General features: G+C 38.3%; 18 protein-coding genes and 1 pseudogene. 12 read left to right on the plus strand and 7 right to left on the minus strand.

All coding sequences use genetic code 11. The features are described from left to right. Window positions 1-587 precede the first annotated feature (587 nt). Window positions 588-2,351, plus strand: coding sequence for a trypsin-like serine protease (locus tag V7K79_RS26065; protein ID WP_335051823.1), 1,764 nt, complete (start codon window positions 588-590; stop codon window positions 2,349-2,351). Window positions 2,352-2,582: 231 nt separating this feature from the next. On the opposite strand, the gene crtO is transcribed toward V7K79_RS26065, so the two are convergent. The 4 genes from crtO to V7K79_RS26085 form a co-directional block, all read right to left on the minus strand. Further along, complete coding sequence (gene crtO, locus V7K79_RS26070; protein WP_335051853.1) at window positions 2,583-4,277, minus strand: beta-carotene ketolase CrtO; 1,695 nt, start codon at window positions 4,275-4,277, stop codon at window positions 2,583-2,585. A 105-nt stretch (window positions 4,278-4,382) separates the two neighbouring features. Beyond that, entirely contained in the window at window positions 4,383-5,141 is a 759-nt protein-coding gene (locus V7K79_RS26075) for an LmeA family phospholipid-binding protein (RefSeq protein ID WP_335051824.1), read from the minus strand. 103 nt (window positions 5,142-5,244) lie between these two features. Further along, window positions 5,245-6,621: a cytochrome P450 gene (locus tag V7K79_RS26080; RefSeq protein ID WP_335051826.1), complete on the minus strand. Its 1,377-nt coding sequence runs from the start codon at window positions 6,619-6,621 to the stop codon at window positions 5,245-5,247. A gap of 772 nt (window positions 6,622-7,393) precedes the next feature. Beyond that, window positions 7,394-7,657 carry a hypothetical protein gene (locus V7K79_RS26085; protein ID WP_335051828.1) on the minus strand — a complete coding sequence of 88 codons (264 nt, stop codon included), beginning with the start codon at window positions 7,655-7,657 and terminating at the stop codon, window positions 7,394-7,396. Between the two features lie 228 nt (window positions 7,658-7,885). Between V7K79_RS26085 and V7K79_RS26090 the strand changes: the two genes are divergently transcribed. Continuing rightward, entirely contained in the window at window positions 7,886-10,099 is a 2,214-nt protein-coding gene (locus V7K79_RS26090; RefSeq protein WP_335051830.1) for a phosphoketolase, read from the plus strand. 201 nt (window positions 10,100-10,300) lie between these two features. Here V7K79_RS26090 and V7K79_RS26095 read toward each other — a convergent pair whose 3' ends face one another. Beyond that, complete coding sequence (locus V7K79_RS26095; protein ID WP_335051832.1) at window positions 10,301-11,245, minus strand: hypothetical protein; 945 nt, start codon at window positions 11,243-11,245, stop codon at window positions 10,301-10,303. Between the two features lie 201 nt (window positions 11,246-11,446). Between V7K79_RS26095 and V7K79_RS26100 the strand changes: the two genes are divergently transcribed. The 5 genes and pseudogenes from V7K79_RS26100 (at window position 11,447) to V7K79_RS26120 (ending at window position 14,370) form a co-directional block, all read left to right on the plus strand. Next, the gene (locus V7K79_RS26100) at window positions 11,447-11,707 is read left to right on the plus strand and encodes a DUF2281 domain-containing protein (RefSeq protein WP_335051834.1); all 261 of its coding nucleotides are present in this window, start codon (window positions 11,447-11,449) and stop codon (window positions 11,705-11,707) included. Window positions 11,708-11,762: 55 nt separating this feature from the next. Continuing rightward, window positions 11,763-12,107: pseudogene (locus V7K79_RS26105) on the plus strand (type II toxin-antitoxin system VapC family toxin); the annotation flags it as partial. Between the two features lie 554 nt (window positions 12,108-12,661). Further along, window positions 12,662-13,150 carry a GNAT family N-acetyltransferase gene (locus tag V7K79_RS26110; RefSeq protein WP_335051836.1) on the plus strand — a complete coding sequence of 163 codons (489 nt, stop codon included), beginning with the start codon at window positions 12,662-12,664 and terminating at the stop codon, window positions 13,148-13,150. After that, complete coding sequence (locus V7K79_RS26115) at window positions 13,151-13,828, plus strand: ComF family protein (protein WP_335051838.1); 678 nt, start codon at window positions 13,151-13,153, stop codon at window positions 13,826-13,828. Between the two features lie 86 nt (window positions 13,829-13,914). Then, on the plus strand, window positions 13,915-14,370 hold the full coding sequence (locus tag V7K79_RS26120; protein WP_335051840.1) for a PPC domain-containing protein: 456 nt from the start codon (window positions 13,915-13,917) through the stop codon (window positions 14,368-14,370). Between the two features lie 88 nt (window positions 14,371-14,458). Here the strand turns inward: V7K79_RS26120 and cobS are convergent, their stop codons facing one another. Then, window positions 14,459-15,232: an adenosylcobinamide-GDP ribazoletransferase gene (cobS, locus tag V7K79_RS26125; protein WP_335051841.1), complete on the minus strand. Its 774-nt coding sequence runs from the start codon at window positions 15,230-15,232 to the stop codon at window positions 14,459-14,461. Window positions 15,233-15,605: 373 nt separating this feature from the next. Here cobS and V7K79_RS26130 point away from each other — a divergent pair, with 373 nt between their 5' ends. The 5 genes from V7K79_RS26130 (at window position 15,606) to psbM (ending at window position 18,593) form a co-directional block, all read left to right on the plus strand. Next, window positions 15,606-16,058, plus strand: a complete 453-nt coding sequence (locus V7K79_RS26130) for a hypothetical protein (protein WP_334910679.1) — start codon at window positions 15,606-15,608, stop codon at window positions 16,056-16,058. A 391-nt stretch (window positions 16,059-16,449) separates the two neighbouring features. Next, a complete protein-coding gene (gene tgt, locus V7K79_RS26135) occupies window positions 16,450-17,607 on the plus strand; it encodes a tRNA guanosine(34) transglycosylase Tgt (RefSeq protein WP_335051843.1) in 1,158 nt (385 codons plus the stop codon). A gap of 71 nt (window positions 17,608-17,678) precedes the next feature. Continuing rightward, complete coding sequence (locus tag V7K79_RS26140; RefSeq protein WP_006195022.1) at window positions 17,679-17,816, plus strand: photosystem II reaction center protein K; 138 nt, start codon at window positions 17,679-17,681, stop codon at window positions 17,814-17,816. Between the two features lie 186 nt (window positions 17,817-18,002). Beyond that, window positions 18,003-18,299, plus strand: coding sequence for a 2Fe-2S iron-sulfur cluster-binding protein (locus V7K79_RS26145; RefSeq protein ID WP_335051855.1), 297 nt, complete (start codon window positions 18,003-18,005; stop codon window positions 18,297-18,299). Window positions 18,300-18,476: 177 nt separating this feature from the next. Then, window positions 18,477-18,593 (plus strand): photosystem II reaction center protein PsbM, encoded by a 117-nt coding sequence (gene psbM, locus V7K79_RS26150; protein ID WP_335051845.1) that lies wholly within the window; start codon window positions 18,477-18,479, stop codon window positions 18,591-18,593. Window positions 18,594-18,769: 176 nt separating this feature from the next. Here psbM and V7K79_RS26155 read toward each other — a convergent pair whose 3' ends face one another. Continuing rightward, window positions 18,770-19,621 carry a universal stress protein gene (locus tag V7K79_RS26155; RefSeq protein WP_335051857.1) on the minus strand — a complete coding sequence of 284 codons (852 nt, stop codon included), beginning with the start codon at window positions 19,619-19,621 and terminating at the stop codon, window positions 18,770-18,772. Window positions 19,622-20,410: the final 789 nt, after the last annotated feature.

Consider the following 20,410-nt stretch of genomic DNA (forward strand, 5'->3'; position numbering starts at 1 on the left):
GCATAAAGAGTTTTGTTGACAATGCATAAAACTTTATTAAAAGCAAGCGTGTATGATATATCATAGTAAATGCACTTAAAGCAATTGCTTAAAACTTGCTTTACTCAAAAAACAATTATTTCCCTAGCTGTTACCCGCACTTCTCTACGAGACGCAGCGCGTAGCTTGCTTCCATGAAGTGGTATGGCAAGCTCAGTGACCATCGTCAACATTGCAGTCATGTAGTAATTTGCCCTAATGAAAAGCTTCATCAATCTGTCAATACCGACGGTATGAATCAGCCAGGATCACAGGAATAAAGATAGAAGTAATATTAAAATCGTTAGTTTTTCTAACCTTTATCTCTATTAATTAACTTTATTTTTTGCTTCAAAATAAAATTAAAATTCAATTCTACATTCATGATAAATCGTCTAAATAATTTATATTAAATATATAGTAATTTCTATATTTGCTATTACCGAAAAATTTAGTAATAGGGAATATTTTCATATTAATTGCTAGTGGTTTACTAATGCTATGAGATAATTCTTGGCATTAAATTTGCATATTTTGTATTCATTATTTTCCATTAAGGATCTAAAAGTATGTCTATTTTCTCCCCTGATGGTCGGACAAAAGTTAGCAACACGACAACTTTTCCGTTTGGTGCTATAGGAAAGATGAGAATACATTGGAAAGGGCCAGATGGGGTTATTGATACTGCTGATGATATTATCGTCAACGGTTCAGGTGCTATGATTGACCCCTACCATTTTTTAACAGCAGGACACTGTGTATATGACACGAGATATGGGGGTTGGGCAGATAAAATTGAGGTGATGCTTGGTTCCAAAGGAAATATTATTGCTGGTACAAACCGGGCTGACTATGAATACTATAGTGAAGCCAAATCTGCTTATACACGTTCTCTTGAAGAATGGACTCAAGGAGATCAAACTAAAAGTGAAACTTTTCAATACGATATAGGATTGGTTACTCTTGACCGCAATATTGGAAACTTCACTGGCTGGTTTAACTATGGATATGACGATAATCTCAGCAGTGGAACTTTAATGAATGCCACTGGATACCCTGCTGATAAGTTTGATTCCAATAATGATGGAAAATCGGACAACTATGATATGTGGACTCAGAGTGGAAAAATCACAAGTACAACTGACTTAAGCTTGCGTAGTAATGAGCTAGATATTATTCCTGGAAATAGTGGAGGGCCGCTCTGGCTTAATAATTCCAATACAAATAAACCGACTATTTATGGAGTAGCTTCAAATGAGACAACCAGCAACAACACTCCGCTTTACAACGAGTTTGCCCGAATTACAAGCACTCGATATAACGAGATTCAAAACTGGATAGATGAAGACACTACTGCTCACAAACCCATTGACAAAGCTGATTTAGTAGATTCTGACGTGTGGTTTAACACCACTCTTGAAAGTTTTAGTAATAATACCATCCAATATGGGGAAAATTTCAGTATTACAGTTTATCCTCGCAACAATGGTACAGCTGCAACAGGCACTTTCTCGGTTTATTTTTACGCTTCTACTGATGCCAATGTCACTAATAATATTGGTTCTCATTACTTAATTGGTAATACAACTGTTTCTTCGATTAATCCATTCAATTCGGGAACAGCGACTTGGAGTGGTGCGTTTCCTAATATCCCAATTGGAAATTACTACGTTATTTCATTTCTAGACCCAACTAATTCAATCCAAGAGTTTGATGAGAGTTTGACCAGTAACCAAAAGGTATTTAAAACTTTACTGACTGTTACCGATAGTACGCCTAGTTCGGCACCTCCGAACGTTTCATCAACCGTTAGCTCTCCTTTATCAGCCAATGAAGAAAATTCCACTTTAACAGCTACAGATAATATTAATGAAACTGGTAACTCTTTTAATAATGTTATTACTGATAATAGTGGTAATCAGGAGCTAAATGGTGGAAATAGCAATGACATCCTTATAGGAGGAAGTGGTAACGATACTTTAGTTGGAGATTTAGGTAACGATACCCTAATAAAAAAAACTGGATCTGATATTTTTACTATTAACTCCCCTTCTGAGGGTATTGATAACATTACAGATTTTTCGCCCTTAGATGACACGATCTATGTTTCTAAAGTAGGGTTTGGAGGTGGACTTAGTGAGGGTATACTTCAAGCCACGCAATTTTTTATCGGTTCAGTAGCACAAAATAGCTGCGATCGCTTTATCTACAACAATAATACAGGGGGTTTCTTCTTTGATGCTGATGGTACAGGCTCATCTGATCAAATCCAAGTTGCTCAACTAGCAACAGGTCTAGCCATGACTAATACAAATATTTTCGTGATTGCCTAAATAATCTAAAACTTATACCAGTTCTCTATAAAGTTGCAGATTATTTTAACCTCTGGCAACCTCCCCGTAAGTTCGGGAAAGTTGCCAGAGGTTCTTTCCATGTATCTTTATACAGAATTGGTATCACGCATTGAAAACCTGAAAATAGATTCTCTGTAACCCATACAAACATGCCTTTTAAGGGGTTGGGATGATACTTATGCGTAAGTCCTAAATTTATCTGTGCAACGCTTAACTAATGCCAAACACTGATTCAACAGTTGATTTAATCGAATCCCGTGCATCTTTCAAAGTTTGGCTAATAGGATGTTTCGCCTGCAAAAATGCCCGCGCACAATTGCGTCCCGGCATTCCTGAAATTGAACCACCTGGATGAGTCCCTGCACCAGTTAAAAATAGATTATCAATTGGCGTTTTGTAATTAGCTATTTCTGGCAATGGACGGAAAAATATCATTTGATCTAAGGTCATGTCAACATGATAATAATTCCCTTTGTACGCACCTAATCTTTCTCCTAGTTCGGCTGGACTTTCTACGCGACGGGCGATAGTTGCATCTTTGACATTGGGTGCATAGTCTGCCAATTTATCAATCACCTTATCTGCAACTTTGTTTTTCAATTCATCCGTCCAACCAGTACCTTTTAAACCAGTACCTTCTGCACCAGCAATTTGATAAGGGGCAAAAAACTCAATCCATAAAGTGTGCTTACCTGGTGGTGCTAATGTGGGATCTAAATAACTAGGCATCACCAAATACATTGATGGGTCAGCATCAGGAATTTCTCCCAAAGTACATTTACTGTGAGCCTGTTCTACATGAGCTACAGAATCAGCAATCAAAATAGAACCGACGAGATATTCGTCTTTGTGAGCGTGGTGTGGAAAGTGTAGTGGTTCGTCTAAAGCCAAATCTATTTTGAGGATGGTTTCATTGTTGTTGACGATGCGGCGTTCTAATCTTTCCCATAACTCTGGGTCAGCTGCATTAACATCGCTTTTTTCTGTCATTTGTAAGAACAACCGCTTGGCATCAATATTAGAAATAACCCCGTGTTTAGCACGATATTCTTTACCACCAGCCACCCTTACACCTACAGCTTTGCCATCATCAACTAAAACTTTTTCAACGTGCTGGTCTGTGAGAATAACGCCACCTTTACTTGTGACTAAATTCACCAAAGCTTGCACAAGTGCGCCTGTTCCGCCGCGGGGTCTGGCCATCCCTGGATTATGACGCATTGCCATCATAATTGCACCTATGGCAAGGGTTTTTTGTGATGGCGGCGCACCAAGTTCTGCTGCTAGTCTAGCTAGTGGTGCTTTGAGAAATTCTTCATCAAACCACTCGTTAAGCAAATCTTCAGCGCTGGTTAACATCGTGCGAATGAAGTCCAGCGTTTTGTTAGGAGAACCAATAACTGAAACTAAATCTTTTATTTTGGTGATGTCGTAGTTACCAAGGATGTCTATAACTGATTTTGGCGGTGCATTAAACATGGGAATCATTGCACCTAGCGATCGCTGCCAAAAGTTTATAAATTCTGCGTATTTTTTGGCATCACGTTCATTGTAACGAGCGATTTCTGCACAAGTCTTTTCCACTGACTTATGCCCTAAGAAATATTTACCATCAGAATGAGGACAGAAAACAACCGGATCGCACTCCAAATAATGCAAGCCGTATTTTTCTAGTTCTAATTCTTCAACAACTGGCCCTAAGTGAATAAATTCATGGTCAATCGCGCACAAATTGAATTTAAATCCAGGAGCTTCTTGCGGTAAGCATTCTTCAGTTGTTGCTGCACCACCTGGTACAGAACGCTTTTCTAGTAACAGAACGCTATAACCAGCTTTTAGCAAATAAGCTGCACAAACTAGCCCATTGTGCCCAGCACCAATTAGCACAACATCATACTCTTGCATAGTTGTCATTTTGAAATTAAGTAGCTTTCAAAAGCATATAAAACTTTTCAAAAATTTACATCACTCCCCAGTCACATAAATTATCCTTAACTATTGTCAATACTACTAAAGAGATAGTTCAGTAATTGATGATGGTATTTGCTTCACTTGAGTTTCTACCAAAAGTATTAAACTACCCTTTTCTACTTTTATATCTTTAATTTTGAACGCCATCTCTTCCCATTTAAAAGATGGCATATTCATCAATTCTTTGGCTTTCTGCATTAATGCTGTAACTATTTCCACTGAAATCCCGCCTCCCTCGGTGCAGTTAAAACTCTCTAGCATCGCGGGTTGTGATTGAGTCCGTGGACTAAGCACCGCAGTGTAAGCTAAAGGACGAGTATTTCCCATTTCCTTCAACAGCAATCTTCCTCTACATTCAATTTTGCCTTCACCAGGTAAAAATACTTGAATTTTTTGCGGCTCAAAACTGACAATCTCGCCATCTACATCCAAATCAAAGTTTTGCATCTTGCTGTTAACAAAGTCTGATACCAAAGTGCGGTTCATATCCACTTCTGTGAGTACAATCCGAGCAATGGCATTTACAGCCTCATTGAGTTCTATTTGACCAAAAAGGGCACTGAAGGGATTGATGTCAATACTATCTGTTTGCAGTTTTATTTCCTGTATGCGAATGTCTTCTTTAATGACTAATCCTTGACCTTTTATCGAAACTCCATCCGCCTGTCCCTGAACTATTTTTAACAGATCAGTTTTTACATCTATTTCTATTTGTTCTACTTCATCTAGCTGATTGGATACTTGTTTCTCAGCTTCTTGAGATAGAAATTGTTCTTCTAACCGATGCTCATTAGGCATGAATTACTAATTCTCATAAATGTACTCTTACTATTTACTGTAAAGGCTAGATACTAACAAGCGGATCTATATTACGATATATGCAAATTGGCAGAGCAAGTAATTAAGTAGAAAGTATTGTTTGTCTTTTGAGTTTTGCTTTTTTAGTAACAACCATTTTTACACCGCCGCTAGGGACAATTGTAATTCCACGACGGACTGGATGCACAGGGCGTTTATCGGCAAGGCTTAATTCAAAATTCGATAATATTATGGCTGTTACTAATTTTAGTTCATACATAGAAAAAGCTCCACCAATACAACCGCGATAACCTCCACCGAAAGGTAAATATTCGTAAGGTGAAAATTTTTGGTTGAGGAATCTTTCTGGACGAAACTTTTCTGGTTCTGGGTAAGTGTCCGTTCGGCGATGTGCTAAATAAATACAGGGAACTAAAACTGTTTCTGATGTAAATTTATGCCCCATAATTTCCACTTTATCTTTTACCATTCGCGGTGTGCAAATTAAAGCAATAGGATGAATTCGCAGTGTTTCTTGACAAACGGCGGTGAGGTAAGGTAGTTGTGTAATTTTTTCAGGATTTGTGAGATTGTCCAAGGTATTTAGTTCTTGCATTAGCTGATGTTTAACCTCTGGATGAGAATGAATTAAATAAAATATCCAGGCTAATACACCAGATGTAGTTTCGTAACCTAATAGCAATAATGAAACTAATTGATCGCGTAATTCTTCATCTGTCATCGGTTGCCCATTTATGTCATGCGTTGACATCAGCAGAGTGAGAATATCTGTACGTACAGCATTTTTTTGGCTACGTCTTTCAGAAATTTCTGCATAGATAAGTTTGTCAATTTGCTCTCGTCTTTTTAAGAAAATTCCCCAAGGACTCCATGCGCCTAAATCTTTTTGCAACAAAGGAAAGAAAAACAAGCTAGAATACCAAGGTTTAGTTACGTCTTCTAATAAAGAACTTAATTGTTCTTTTAATTGTTGGTAACGCACACCATGAGTAATCCCAAATACCACTTGTAAGATAATTTCTAAAGTGATATTTGACATTAATTTGTGTATATAAATATCTGTACCTGATGTCCAAGTTTGTGTAAGCTCTTCAGTAATTTGGCAAATTGTTTGTCCATAAGACTTTAAATTATCGCCATGAAATGCTGGGAGTAATAGCTGCCGTTGTTGTTGGTGCGATCGCCCTTCCTGAAATACAATAGAATTCTCTCCGAACAAGGGTTTAAATACATGGGTTGCTTTCTTAAAATCTAACTTGTGTGCAGAGATGGCAAAACAATCGCTAATTGCTTGGGGATGGCTAAAAAATACTATTGGTGGCGACTTTAAACCCATTACCCGCATTGTGAAAATGCCACCATACTTGGCACCATAATTTTCTAAAGTTTTTGTAGGTTGAGCAATCAATTGCAGAGTTTGCAGCAACGCTGGTGTGTTTAGACTATTAAGTGTTTTCATTGTTTATTCCATACCTTTATAATTTAATAAGCTGCAAATAAGCTGATGCGCTTGAGGTCAAACTTTATTCTCTTTAACTTCCCTTTTCAAGAGTGAATTATCGCAAGGTTTTTTAATAGTTTGGCTGAATATTTGAGATTTAATTTACCACTAAATTAACCATTTTGGCAAATCAATACTATTAAGTTTACAAGTATAGCAGTCCTAAATCATTCGTAAAAAGTTAAATTTTTGACTTATTTTATAAATCGGGAATATAGCATAATTTTTCAAAATATAGATAGGATTAATATATAATATTTTTTCTTATTTATAGAAGTATTTATAGAAAAAACTTAGTTAAATGTATTGAAATACACTTCAGATAATTACGTCTTTTAGTGATATGAGAATTTATTGTATTGGTGTGTAATTAACTTTGAAATCTATATTTTACACTTGTAGTATATTAAAATCCTTGATAAACCTTCTTAAAAGAGGACTATGGGGGATTATTTAAAAGCATTGAAAATCTATCTAATATATTAGATAGAAGAATGTGACTAAGAAAAAGCAGCTATGCTAAAGGCAGGAGGGCAGGAAAGTTGCATAGCGATGAATTGCTTATATAACAAGGCTTTTAAACTCCTGACTCACTCCAACAAATATCATTTCTTAGTGCGATTCTTATGTAGAGTTTGCTGAACCCAACTATCAAACCCTCCAGCATCATCAAACAGTGGTTGTCTGTAAAATGGGAGACTTCACCTGACGTTGACCCATGACAACCATCTCAAAACTGGCGTTGGCGCTGGTGTTCTGCGCCACAGATAGTAATTACAGAACGTTTACCCAGCAAAGATTCAAAGATTTGATTCATGTCACCAGGGGCTTTTAATTCCTTGGTATCAATTGTCAAAATTTGCTGTAATGCTTGGGGATTGCTGACAATCACCAAAGGAGGAAGATTTTTATCTAATCTGAGAGTAAAAATTTCACTATAGCTTTTGGCACAAGCTTCCATAAATAACATCGGACTAGCAATCCAGCGTAGCATCTGTAAAACTGCTGGAGTTTGCGGCCCATTTGGAAATTTCAGAAATTTTTTGCTGCTTAATATTTTTTTACTACTTCAATTAACTGAAATTTTGGTTGCGTAACTATTTAAAGTACTTATTCTAACCTTGTAAAAAAGCAATAAACTCTTACAACCTCAAAGATGTAAAATTTTTGTTAAATTCAACGAGCATCTACAGTTTCACCTCATCGTCAAAAGGTACTTAGCATGACTGCAATCTCCTCAAAGCCATCTTCAGCGCTTCCCAATTTTTCTGAAGGGATTCAATATTTTGGTAAAGCCTTACCAGATTTTGAAACTTATGGTGCAACTCCTGCTATTGAGTCGGGCAAAATCGCGATCGCATCACCCACAGACAAAGCAGCTGTATATCAAACTTTATTGGCTGCCGATGCCCTCCGCTACCTGACTTTACAAGTTACTGCTACTAAAGCTTCTGGCCATCCCGGCGGATTCGCCAGCCAAGCAGAAGCTTACGCATCTCTTGTCATGCTGGGATACAAGAACATTCTCACCGAAGTCGGACACCACGCCCCTGGATTTTACTGTGCCATGTTCTTGGATCGTTCGTTAGAGGACATGGGAATTTTTACAGTCCAACAATTGCGCGATCGCTTCCGAGAAAAGCACGGATTATTAGGACATCTTTCTGGTTTCATTCCCGGTATTCTTGCACCTGCGGGGCCTTTGGGACAAGGGCAACACTTTGCAATGGCGGCTGCACTGTTACACAAAGATAAGTTATTTCCCTTTACAGTTGGGGATGGGGGATTGGGTGAGCCTTATATTGTAAGTGCGATCGCTCATTTTCATACTGCTTATCCTACTGTCACCAACTTCTTACCGATATTAGTGTGGAACGGTTACAGCCAAGAACATCACAGCATGGTTTCCTTAAAAACCAACCCAGAGATGCAAGCATATTGGCAAGGTAACGGTTTTGAGGAAGTTATATTAGTTAATGCCAAAGACTTTGACGATCAAGACCAGCCAGGGGATTACGTTGATAGTACTGCTTTTTCCTTTGAGAAGCGACTAGAATTCACTCAAGCAGTACTTTCTGGTATGGATAAAGCAGCGCGATCGGCTCTAAGTGGTAAACTTACTGTCTTCATCATTAAACAACTCAAAGGTGCAGGAGTCCACGCGCGGGGTGCAAAATCTCACAACCTCTATCCTAAAGATACGCTGGATGCGCCGCATATTGTTGATGCATTGCAAACCCGTGCTTTGTCTGAGGAAGCTTGGCAATTAGTCAGAACAAATGCAGAACGCGCCGGTGGTGGCCCAGCAGCAAAAACTGTGGTGACAGAATTTGAATTCCCATTACCAGAATTAGGCGAATTACCTTTAGAAGAATATGCAGTCGGTGGCGAACCCAAAGTTTCCACAACTGCGATGGGACGATTGGTAGGAATAGTTGGAAATAAAGATGAGAATTTCCTTGTCACCAACGCCGATGGTAATGAAGCATCTGGAATTGCTAACATCAACCAAGCATTAAAGATTATCCACCCCACAACCGATGATTTATATTATCAAGCGCCAAACGGACAAGTTTATGAACCATTGAGTGAAGATGCTTGTGCCGGTTTAGCTGCGGGTTTGGCGTTAATGGGTGCGAGAACTTTGTGGTGTTCCTACGAATCTTTTGCCATTAACGGAGTACCAATTTGGCAAACTGTGATTCAAGCAATGGCAGAATTACGCCGTCCCACACCCTCGACTATTACTTTATTCACAGCTGGCGCATTAGAGCAAGGACGCAACGGTTGGACTCACCAACGTCCAGAAATTGAAGCTTACTTTGCTTCGCTGATGCGAAATGGAAATGTTTTTCCATTATTTCCCCCTGATGCTAACAGTATCCAAGTTTGTTATGACTGGGCATTGAAAAGTAAGAATAAGGGAATTGTAATTACTGCAAGTAAAACGCCGTTGCAAATTCGCACAACTTTAGAACAAACTCGTCAAGGGTTGCGCGATGGTGCAGTAATATTACATGAAGTTGCTGGCGATAAACAAGTTGTATTTGCTGTAATTGGTGATATGACATTAATGCCAGTATTTGAAGCTGCTGCTTTCTTAGAAACTGAAGGTATTGGTGCGAAGATAGTTTCTGTAATAAATCCTCGGCAATTGTACCGTAGCGATGATACCGCGTGGGATACCTGTTCTGAACCTGAAGGCGGTTTCTTAGATGATGCGAAATTTGCCGAATTATTTGATGGCGATGCCTTAATTGCGGTTACAGGTGGTGCGGCGGCGGTACTCGAACCAATTTTGTTACGCAGTACAGTAAAACGCGACACTTTTGCTTGGAAGCGTGGCGAAACTACAGCCAGTGCTGGCGAGTTGATGGCGTTTAATGGATTGACTGCTGAAGCGTTGACAAAACGTGCGATCGCGTTAGTGCATTAAAGCTGCGTAGGCGTAGCCAGCCGTAGGCATCGTCTTTTACTTTATCGCAAATATACGTATGGGAATGCTGAAAAATTGCGTTTAATGCGTATATTTGCATTTTTTATTTCAGAGAACTTTTGGGGTGTTGGGATTAGCAAACAAGTTAAATGTAGTGATATTGGCTGTAATTTGTTGATAATAAGAGCTATTAATGGGTAGTTAAGATAACAGACATTCCCAAGGAAAATCAACTAGATAATTTATAATATACTTAAATACAGCATTATGAATTTTTTTGGTTTCATTAAAAATATCTGCATTTTCGTCTGAGAATTCTTTTTTGTACATTTGTATGAAAAAATTATCTATTAATTTATCATTTGATAAAATTTTATCTGCTTGCTTTACGATACTTAGTTCAAAACCTAATACTTTTTCAATTTTACTATAAAAACATACATTTTTTTCTTTATATTCTATACCCTTTATTTCTTGATTTCCAATATACTTACCAAAGATATAATCTAATGTTTTTTCTATAAAATCATCACTAGCTTCACGACTTAAAAACTCTAATCCCCAAATCAAGCTATTGGATTTTTGTGTTGCTGAATTCATTAGAGAATCAGCTAGTATCTTTCTATGTATTGATGGCTCAAAAGAATTAATTTTCTCATATATTTTGTCTTGGAAAAGTTTTTTAATTCTTTGTGAGTCTCTTAATTCTAAAATATATCGATCGTTTCGATCTGTTGCAATTCTCTTATTGGTTAAATTTATAAAAATTCGTATAGATTCTAATGCTGATTCATTTGTTGAGTAATGTTGTGTAATGCTAATTTTACTATAATTACTTAAACATTTCAAAAAAATCTTTTTCAAAATATTAAAACATTGTTCACGAGACTGAGGGAAATTTATTTGTGACTTTGTATGACCAAAATTCATATTTATTCGATACGGACATTTTTTCTCCAATTCTGTTTCACCTCGGGGATGAATAAAAGCAGCAGTTATTGTTGTTCCATCTGAACGAGTATATTCTTTTCTTAGATGCACTACTACTTTACAATCTGGACACTGAAAAATTCCATAATAATCTGCATAATCTACTTCAGATGCTTGCACGATTCTTCCAGTAGTTATATGACGAGCTTCTTTCATATTCAACTTTTAACTTTTTGTATCAACTTTAAAGTAAAATGGTATGAAGTGTTGCTAAAAGCGATTGACCCACTGTTATAGAGTAAATATATTGCAATTACTGCATTAAGTTATCAGGCACGATCGCGTCACCTCACTCAGGCTCAAAAGTAGTTTATAATAGGGTCATACCGAAAACTTTTCTCAATTTAGAAGTTAATTATGCTGATAAAATTTGAAGAAATATCTAGAGATATTGATAATTTACCAGAAGAAGCTCAAATCTTACTACTTGATTTCATTCAGTTACTCAAAAAGCGTTATCCTCAAGCAGAATCAGAAAATCATAGTCAAGAAAAAAGTCTCTATGAAAAGTTTGATGAAATTGGATTAATTGGTTGTTGTTCTGTTGACGAAAATTTATCAACAACCTATAAAGAAGTTTTATCTAAGACATTGAAAACTAAATATGATCATCGTTGATACAGAATTTTGGTTAGCTATTATTGATAAAAAAGATACCTAGCACGAAAGAGCAAAACAGGTTTTAAAACAGTATAATGAACCTTTAATTACAACATGGTGTGTTGTCACAGAAACCTGTTATCTTTTACTAACTCGCAAGGGAATTGACGCTGAAATTACTTTTATAAATAGTCTGCAACAAGAATTATTTACAATTTTTAATTTAGAACTTCACCATACTCCTCGAATTATTGAATTAATGAAAAAATATGCTGATCTTCCAATGGATTTGGCTGATGCTTCCCTAGTGATTTTAGCTGAACATTTAGGGCATGGACGCATTTTTTCAGTAGATCAACGTGACTTCAATACTTATCGTTGGAAGCAAAGTTATCCTTTTGAAAATCTTTTATTTTGAGCTAACTAGAAACAGCATAACCCACCATTATCTGAAATTATATCACCCCACCCGAAGTAGTCGGATTATAAGCGATGCTTACGGCTGGCTACGCTTATGCAATTATAATTTGTGAACTATTTATTTGATACTAATATCTTTTTTACGTTCCTCAAAGTATTTATTGCTAGGCAGTATAATAACGCAGCTTTTTACTGTGGCATAATATGGGAATAATTTGGTTTTAGCCACCACTTCAATCATTAGGCACTTAAGAGGATAAATTTAGGAAGTATACATCGTACTGTAATTTATCACGCGCGATCGCGCAATTTTTTCTACCAATAGGACGTACTTGTACGAGGCAGTGCTGGCGAGGTGATGACGTTTAATGGATTGACTGCTGAAGCGTTGACGAAACGTGCGATCGCCTTAACAAAAAATACTCAGTACTGGCATAATTCACGCCTTGAGAGTACAGCCTGAAATTGACTCTGCAAGAATTGCTATTTGCTGGCTAAATTGGGATATAGATGCGGAAAAATTTTCTGTGTAAACTTGACCAGCAAATGGTAATGAAAAACTATTATCAAGATTTTTTAATTCGTGATTGGGTGAAAAGCGATCGCACAAGAGCCGCCGAAGTCATCAGTTATGTATTATCAGAATACGGTCTGGGTTGGGAACCAAAGGGTGCTGACCAAGATGTGCTGCAAGTAGAAGAATGTTATTTAGCTACTGGGGGAGAGTTTTGGGTAATTGAACACCAAAGCCAGTTAGTAGGTACTGGAGCATACTACCCCATACACCGAGGCGAAAAAGCTGTAGAAATCCGCAAAATGTATCTTTTACCCAGCATCAGAGGTTTGGGATTAGGAAAATATTTGTTACAACAGCTAGAAGCAGCGATCGCAAAGCGTGGTTTTCAACAAATTTGGATTGAAACCGCCAGTGTTTTGGTGGAAGCAGTCAAGCTGTATGAAAGCAATGGCTACACTCCAGCAACAGGAGTAGAAACAACAAGGTGCGATCGCGTGTATGTTAAATTCCTCAACCAGCCTTAAATGCACACTTGGATTAAAAATCTCCCAGGCTTACTCAATCTTTTTCTCCAATCCCATTGTTCTTTATGTCAACGCGCAACTTCGCAAGAATTTTGTCAAAACTGTACTAGGCAACTGCAAAAATGTCAACGTAAAGACCCAATTTCTTTATGGCAAGAGCCTATACCAGTGTTTGGCTGGGCGGAATATGGTGGCCCGGTGAAACGGGCGATCGCAGCGATGAAATACGAAAATCAACCCCAAATAGCTCGTCCTTTGGGTCAATGGTTAGGAGAAGCATGGTTGTTAAATTCACCAAGGCGAGATAGCCAGCCTGTAGTAGTTCCCATCCCACTCCACGCTAGCAAACAAAAACAACGTGAATATAATCAAGCTGCACTGATAGCACAAAGCTTTTGCGAAATAACCGGATTAAAATTGAAACTAAACGGTTTAGCAAGAGTGCGAGAAACTGAAGCGCAGTTTGGTTTGTCGTCATCTAAACGAGAAAAAAACTTGGACAAAGCTTTTGCTATTGGGCAAGAATTTCGCCATCGTCCTCCAAATGTCCCTGTGCTGTTAGTGGATGACATTTATACTACTGGTGCTACTGCCAGGTCTGCTGTGCAAACACTTCGTCAGTATGGAATTGTGGTCTTAGGATTAGTAGCTGTAGCCACTGCTGTCAAAGATGGATAAATCAAGAATTAACGCGCAAGCTTTGGAGTAATAAGTTGATACATTGATCAAATTAACCTATTTTGTAGAAAAATTGCTTGAAATGTATGAATAAAGTTTTTGCGGCAGGTTTAAAACACCTGATCATCATTCCTGCCACATCGCTGGCAATAGGCATTAGTACAAGTACAGCTTTTGCTCAAAATAAATTGTATAGTCCAATACCTTTATCTAACAGTAGTGAAATTAACGATAGCCTCTCAGACAAAGATATTCCCACAGGTCAAGGTGGGTTTGCCCGTGATTACACTGTGAAGTTGCAGAAGGGCGATAATTTAGCAGTTGACCTGTCATCAGAAAACTTTGACAGTATCATCACACTGCTAGCACCTGATGGTTCGACTCTGGCAGAAAATGATGATGGCCCTGATGGTAGTAGCAATTCCTTACTATTTACTCGCATCGTAGAGACAGGGAATTATGTTGTTCGTGTTCGGTCTTTTGGGGAAACTGGGGTTGGAGCTTTTAAACTCAAAGTGACAAAGTTGCAACCGATTAAATGAAGTAGTCATTGGTCATTGGGAATGGGGCATTGAATCTTCAATTTTGAATTTTGAATTTTGAATTGATTTCTCCCCTGCTCCCTATTTCTTAAAAAACGGTCAATACACAGAGAAATAAGGCTTCAGTCCACTCAACGACTGCGCCGTAAGTATCTCCAGTGTGTCCGCCTAGTTTGTGGTTGAACCATGCGCCAGTCAAAATGGCGATCGCACTGCCAACAACTATGATTGTTAGTGCGAGAAATAGCTGCTGTTTATCTATCAGCCAAAGTAAACCACTTAAACTAAATAACAACACTAATCCCGGTAACAAATCTTTGTAAGAACGAATGGCTTGTTTGTGAAATGCGCCTTTACCAGTCGCTTTCAGATAAGGGTATCGCGCGATCGCTAGTTGCTGCCCCCAACGTCCCCAGCCACAAGCAGCCATCAGCAATAACCAACGGTTTTCTGGTATATCCGCTAAAGCTGTTATTTTTAGTATCACCAAGGCGATCGCAGCCATTGCTCCAAAAGCACCTGTAGCACTATCTGCCATCACTTCCAGTCGCCGATCTGGGTCGCCTACTGCTAAACCATCGGCAGTATCCATTGCCCCGTCTAAATGCAATCCTCCAGTTATGGCAATCCAAACACTCACTACCAAAGCACTACGAGTTAGCACGGGCATACCAATATAATCCATTCCCGTATCCAGTAATCCTAAAATTCCCCCAATTATCAACCCAACAAGCGAAGCAAGATGTGCCACTCCTCGAAAGTCCAATCCGTTCAAATATGGTAATGGAATAGTAGTGTAAAATATAATACTAGCTGCAAGCTTTAACAGCAGCATTCTCCACCACTGTTGCTGTTTCGTCATCTGAATTACATTAATATTTGGTAAACTGCTGGATAATAGTCTTGATTTCGGTACAACATAACCAGACTTTAAAACTTTAAATAAGATTTACTTCTATCAGACATTCTCTTGGAAAATTTTGTTATGCTGTTCTAAGTGGCAATCCAGTATTTTAGAGTAGTTTCTTATACAAAAATTAAGCGATTTAAAAAGTTAAAATTTTATCAGGGAGCAAAATTTGTGTTTTGTATTTGTTAACTAAAAACTTACTCTAAATTATTAGACGATTGCCCCAGAAAATTGATATTTTTTTAAATGTAGGGAGTAAACAAGCTATTCAATTATGACAGTTTAGCTATGTTGTCGCTCTCCTTAGCTCAATCGCTATTTTCCTATGAGTTATCATCTACCCGACACCAGGATACCAGCTCCGTGCATTATTAACACGGGCATCATTGTGAATAAACTCGACATCCGGCGATTGCTGGCGGATTTAGGTCGAGTCCACTACATCTACACCCAAGAAGATAAGGTACTGAGCGAGGGTGAAGGGGATGTGATGGAAGTTTTTGCTAATCCGCAAAGGTCTACCTTAGTGGCTAACCGCGCGCTATATCTGAATGTTTGTAGTTTTGATTACTTGGAACTAAAACAATCGTCGCAACAAGAAACCTACTTCGATTTGATGCAAGAAGGAGTGTGTCTGCGGTTAATTCCCCGCTCGACACCTTTACAAGAGCGACGAGAGCGAAGCTTTAATGTCAGCGCTATAGAAGCGATGATGGAACAAGTACTCTCAGCCAAATGGGATGCAGAAATTGACGATGACTGTTCTGATTCTTTCTAAATAACAATTATTTAGAGTATATACTCGTAAAGTTGGTAACTAGGTTAGTAATGAATCCTTAAGTGTTCACTAAAACTCAATTACCAATTATTGATATTTGTCCATAATTTAGCCAAATAATATTAAATTTGCCATAATGCCATTTGGTTTTATGGCTGCTAGTACCGCAAGGCAAAAGTCACGCATTCAAAAATCAAAAGTTAAAAAGCTTTCATTTTGGGCTTTCTGGCTGTAAAGAAATGGTAGGTTTATTTCTGCGGCGTTGTACTAGTTATGGATTTCTGAAACTCTTGACCAGATTAGTGTTTCACAATCCAAAATCTGTCTTGAAAAGTTTGAGCGGAGGTTTCCTTTGCTCAAACTTTTCACAAAATCTAAAATTCAAAATGGCATGAGTGCGAATTTTTCTTTTCAATGTCTTGCTTGCTGTAGTCAGACAAAAGCTAGAGCAGGAGTGCTTTTCACCCCTCACGGTCTTGTAGAAACCCCCAGATTTATGCCAGTAGGAACGCTGGCAAATGTCAAAACTATTACTCCATCTCAGCTACGAGATACTGGGGCACAAATGATCTTATCCAATACTTATCATCTTCATTTACAACCAGGGGAAGCGATCGTGGCTGGAGGTGGTGGATTACATAAATTTATGGGTTGGAACGGCCCAATGCTCACAGATTCGGGTGGGTTTCAGGTCTTCAGCTTAAGCGAGATGCGAAAAATTACTGAAGAAGGCGTAACTTTTCGCTCGCCCCATGATGGACAAATTATTAATTTAACACCAGAGCGCTCTATTGAAATCCAAAATACTTTGGGGGCCGATGTGATTATGGCCTTTGATGAGTGTCCGCCCTACCCAGCGACTCGCCAAGAGGTAGAAACTGCAACTGAGCGCACTTACCGCTGGTTAGAACGTTGTATAACAGCTCATCAACGCAGCGATCAGGCGTTGTTTGGGATTGTGCAAGGAGGCGTGTATTTGGATTTGCGTTGCCGTGCGGCGGAAGCTTTGGCTAAGTTGGATTTGCCCGGATATGCCATTGGTGGCGTGAGTGTGGGAGAACCGCCAGAATTGATGGCTGAGATTGTCAAAGTGACAGCACCGCTTCTACCCCCCGAAAAGCCGCGTTACTTGATGGGTGTGGGTACTTATCGGGAAATGGCGATCGCGATCGCATCTGGTATAGACTTATTTGATTGTGTCATTCCCACCCGCTGGGCAAGACATGGTACAGCGATAGTCCAAGGCGGACGCTGGAATTTAAAAAATGCGAAGTTTCGGGAAGATTTTACGCCATTAGATGAAACTTGTTCGTGCTACACTTGTCAAAATTTTAGCCGTGCTTACATATCTCATTTAGTGCGATCGCAGGAAATTTTGGCTTATACCTTGTTGAGCATTCACAACATTACCGAACTAATTCGCTTTACACAAAAAATTCGAGAAGCAATATTGAGCGATCGCTTCACCACAGAATTTGGCCACTGGCTCAACGAAGAAAGTCGAAATGAAGAGTGGGGAGTGGAAAAACAGGGGATTGATGACCAATGACTAATAACCAAATCATGTTAAGATACTTCTCAATTATGAAAGCTGTGTTGGATAGGTGGATTTAAACAAACATGGAAGCAGCACTTTTATTAGCAAAACTGCCAGAAGCTTACCAAATCTTTGATCCTTTGGTAGACGTTCTCCCAGTTATCCCCGTATTCTTCTTATTGCTTGCTTTCGTTTGGCAAGCAGCTGTGGGATTTAGATAAGTTAATCTATTGTTCAATTTATAGGACAGGTAGAGTACCTGTCCTATTTTTTTTGCAGCGTCGTGTTTGATAAAGTTAATATTTATTAATATTTTGCAATGAATTATTATAATAAATAAGATGTTAATCAAGCTATGTCAATATGAAGCCTCGAAAGCCAAGCTTATAGTCAAGGAGGAATTAGTTGTGGGTAATATCAAATTTATTAAAGAAAATAAAGAAGTAGTGGCGGCAGATGGTGCTAATCTCCGCCTCAAGGCGATACAAAATGGCATTGACATATATAAATTGATTGGTAAGATGACCAATTGTGGTGGTAGTGGTCAGTGTGGTACTTGTATTGTGGAAATAGTCGAAGGATTAGAAAATCTTTCTCCTCGTACAGATGTAGAAAACCGAAAATTCAAGAAAAAGCCGGAAAATTACCGCCTTGCCTGTCAAACTTTAGTGAATGGCTCAGTCAGCGTAGTCACGAAGCCTTGAGTTCTCAAATCTGTCATGTATCCAGTCAGTAGTCAAAATACTTACTAAAATTGAGTTTACTCTCTACGAGACGCTACAGGGATATTTTGAATTTTGAATTTTGAATTGGTATAACTCTGTCATAGTTGATGCTATCCTAATGTTATTGACTGGAAATTTAAGAGAGGCTTTCTTGCCATGCAAGTTAATGACCTGGGGTTCGTAGCGAGCATTTTGTTTGTACTAGTCCCCGCTGTGTTTTTACTAATTCTGTACATTCAAACTGCTAGCCGCCAAGGTGGAAAAGATAGTTAAGAATTTGTGTATAAAATAAATAACCCCTACACTCTTGGTGCAGGGGTTTTTATTTATCAACTATCGATTTAGTGCTGTTAGCGTAGCCTGTGCTGGGTGCTAAATAGTAAAGACAAGACAAATCTTATTTCTTGACTATTTTGTGACAACAATTATTATACTCAGCACTATTTACTTTAAGCGATTGTCCGCGCCAACAAAACTGGACAAGTGGCATTGACTCGAACATAGTCAGACAAGGAAGATCCGATGAGCCGATCTATATCAACAAAACTCTTAGCGATCGATGGACGGCGATCTGGAGAACCGAGCAATAATAAGTCTATATTCAACTCTTCTGCCAATCGACAAATTTCTTCACCAGGCTTGCCACTGCTGATATAAGAACGAGATTGGATACCTTGTTTTTCAGCTTCTGCAACCGCGGCTGCTAAAACTGGATTTTTGTCTGAATTAACCTGGGTTATTTCCGATTTTTTACCGCCAAAATCTGTACTAATATTTGCCAAAATTAACTCGCCACCTGAAATATCTCGGAGTAAAAACAATGCTAATTTCAAGCAATTTTTTGCTGAATCAGAATTGTCTATTGCCACCATAATGCGCTTAATTCTTTTAACATAAATATCATCTTTTACCAGCAACATGGGGCGAGAAGATAGTTGGAAAACATACTGACTGACTGAGTTCGATAAAATCGATTGTAGCCGCTTCAGTCCGCGTGAACCCATAATAATCAAATCAGCGTCGATTTCATCAGCGACTTGGCAAACCACATCTTTAGGTTCGCCTTCACGCAAAATTGAAGAAACTTGGCTAGGATCTAAGTTCAAGGTTTGAATGGCATTCGCCAGAATTTTACCACCATTTTCCCATTTAGCTGTCATGGTAGTAGCAGTCCTTTGTGCAGGAACAACATGCAAAATTGTAACTTTCGCAGATTGAATTGAAGGGATTTCTTTCAGGGTTTTGAGCATTTCCTCTGCGTGTCCCAATCCCGATACAGCCAGCAAAATTCTTCTGATCATCATTACGTAATTTTTGTGAAGTTTACTTTTGTTTTCGCTGTTGGTACTTGGCTCTGGTCGGATTTTCAGCACCTTACTTGATAACCTAGTTAGTAAGTCGGTACAAATAAACTTTGTTTTTTAGTATTTAACACTCAAATAAATAGCAAAGGATAAAAAACTAAACAAATATTTAAGTTTATTTGCACTTAGTTACTTAAACTTTTAACTAGACTTCAACTATTAAGTATACTCTCAAATTAGTCTGATAAACTTAATAAATTATGATGTTAATTATTATTGTTAATCTATATTTAATTTTGTCAATTAGAGATTAATTAAGTATTGTAAATAAATGCCAAAATAACTCTATAGAAAAGTTGATTCAGTATTAAGCTTTAACAGGCGAGCAATCGCACCAATGACGATAGAGATGCTGAGTGCGATCGCATTTAATATCTGTCTGCTTCTTTTCCGGGTGAACCCATCATAAAAGTTCCCCCTGGTATATGCACTATTTCCAGAGTGATACCATTTCCTAAGTCTTGAACTAACATTTTTGAACCGAGGGTATTGGTATCTTTATAATTTGCCTATAGATCTATTAGCCCAGAAATTAACTTCTGGGCAGAATGTGGGGATTAGTCAGATTTTAGAGTTTTAATAAGTCCAGCGATCGCACCAATGATAATGGAGATGCTGAGTGCGATCGCAAAGGGAGCATCCCACTTTGGCGAAAACATCAAATAGTGAGTGTTCCATTAAGGTAAGCACAACGGACAGAAAGTACCGAATTAACGTTCTCAATTT

Source organism: Nostoc sp. (genome assembly GCF_036917575.1).
GTDB lineage: Bacteria > Cyanobacteriota > Cyanobacteriia > Cyanobacteriales > Nostocaceae > Nostoc.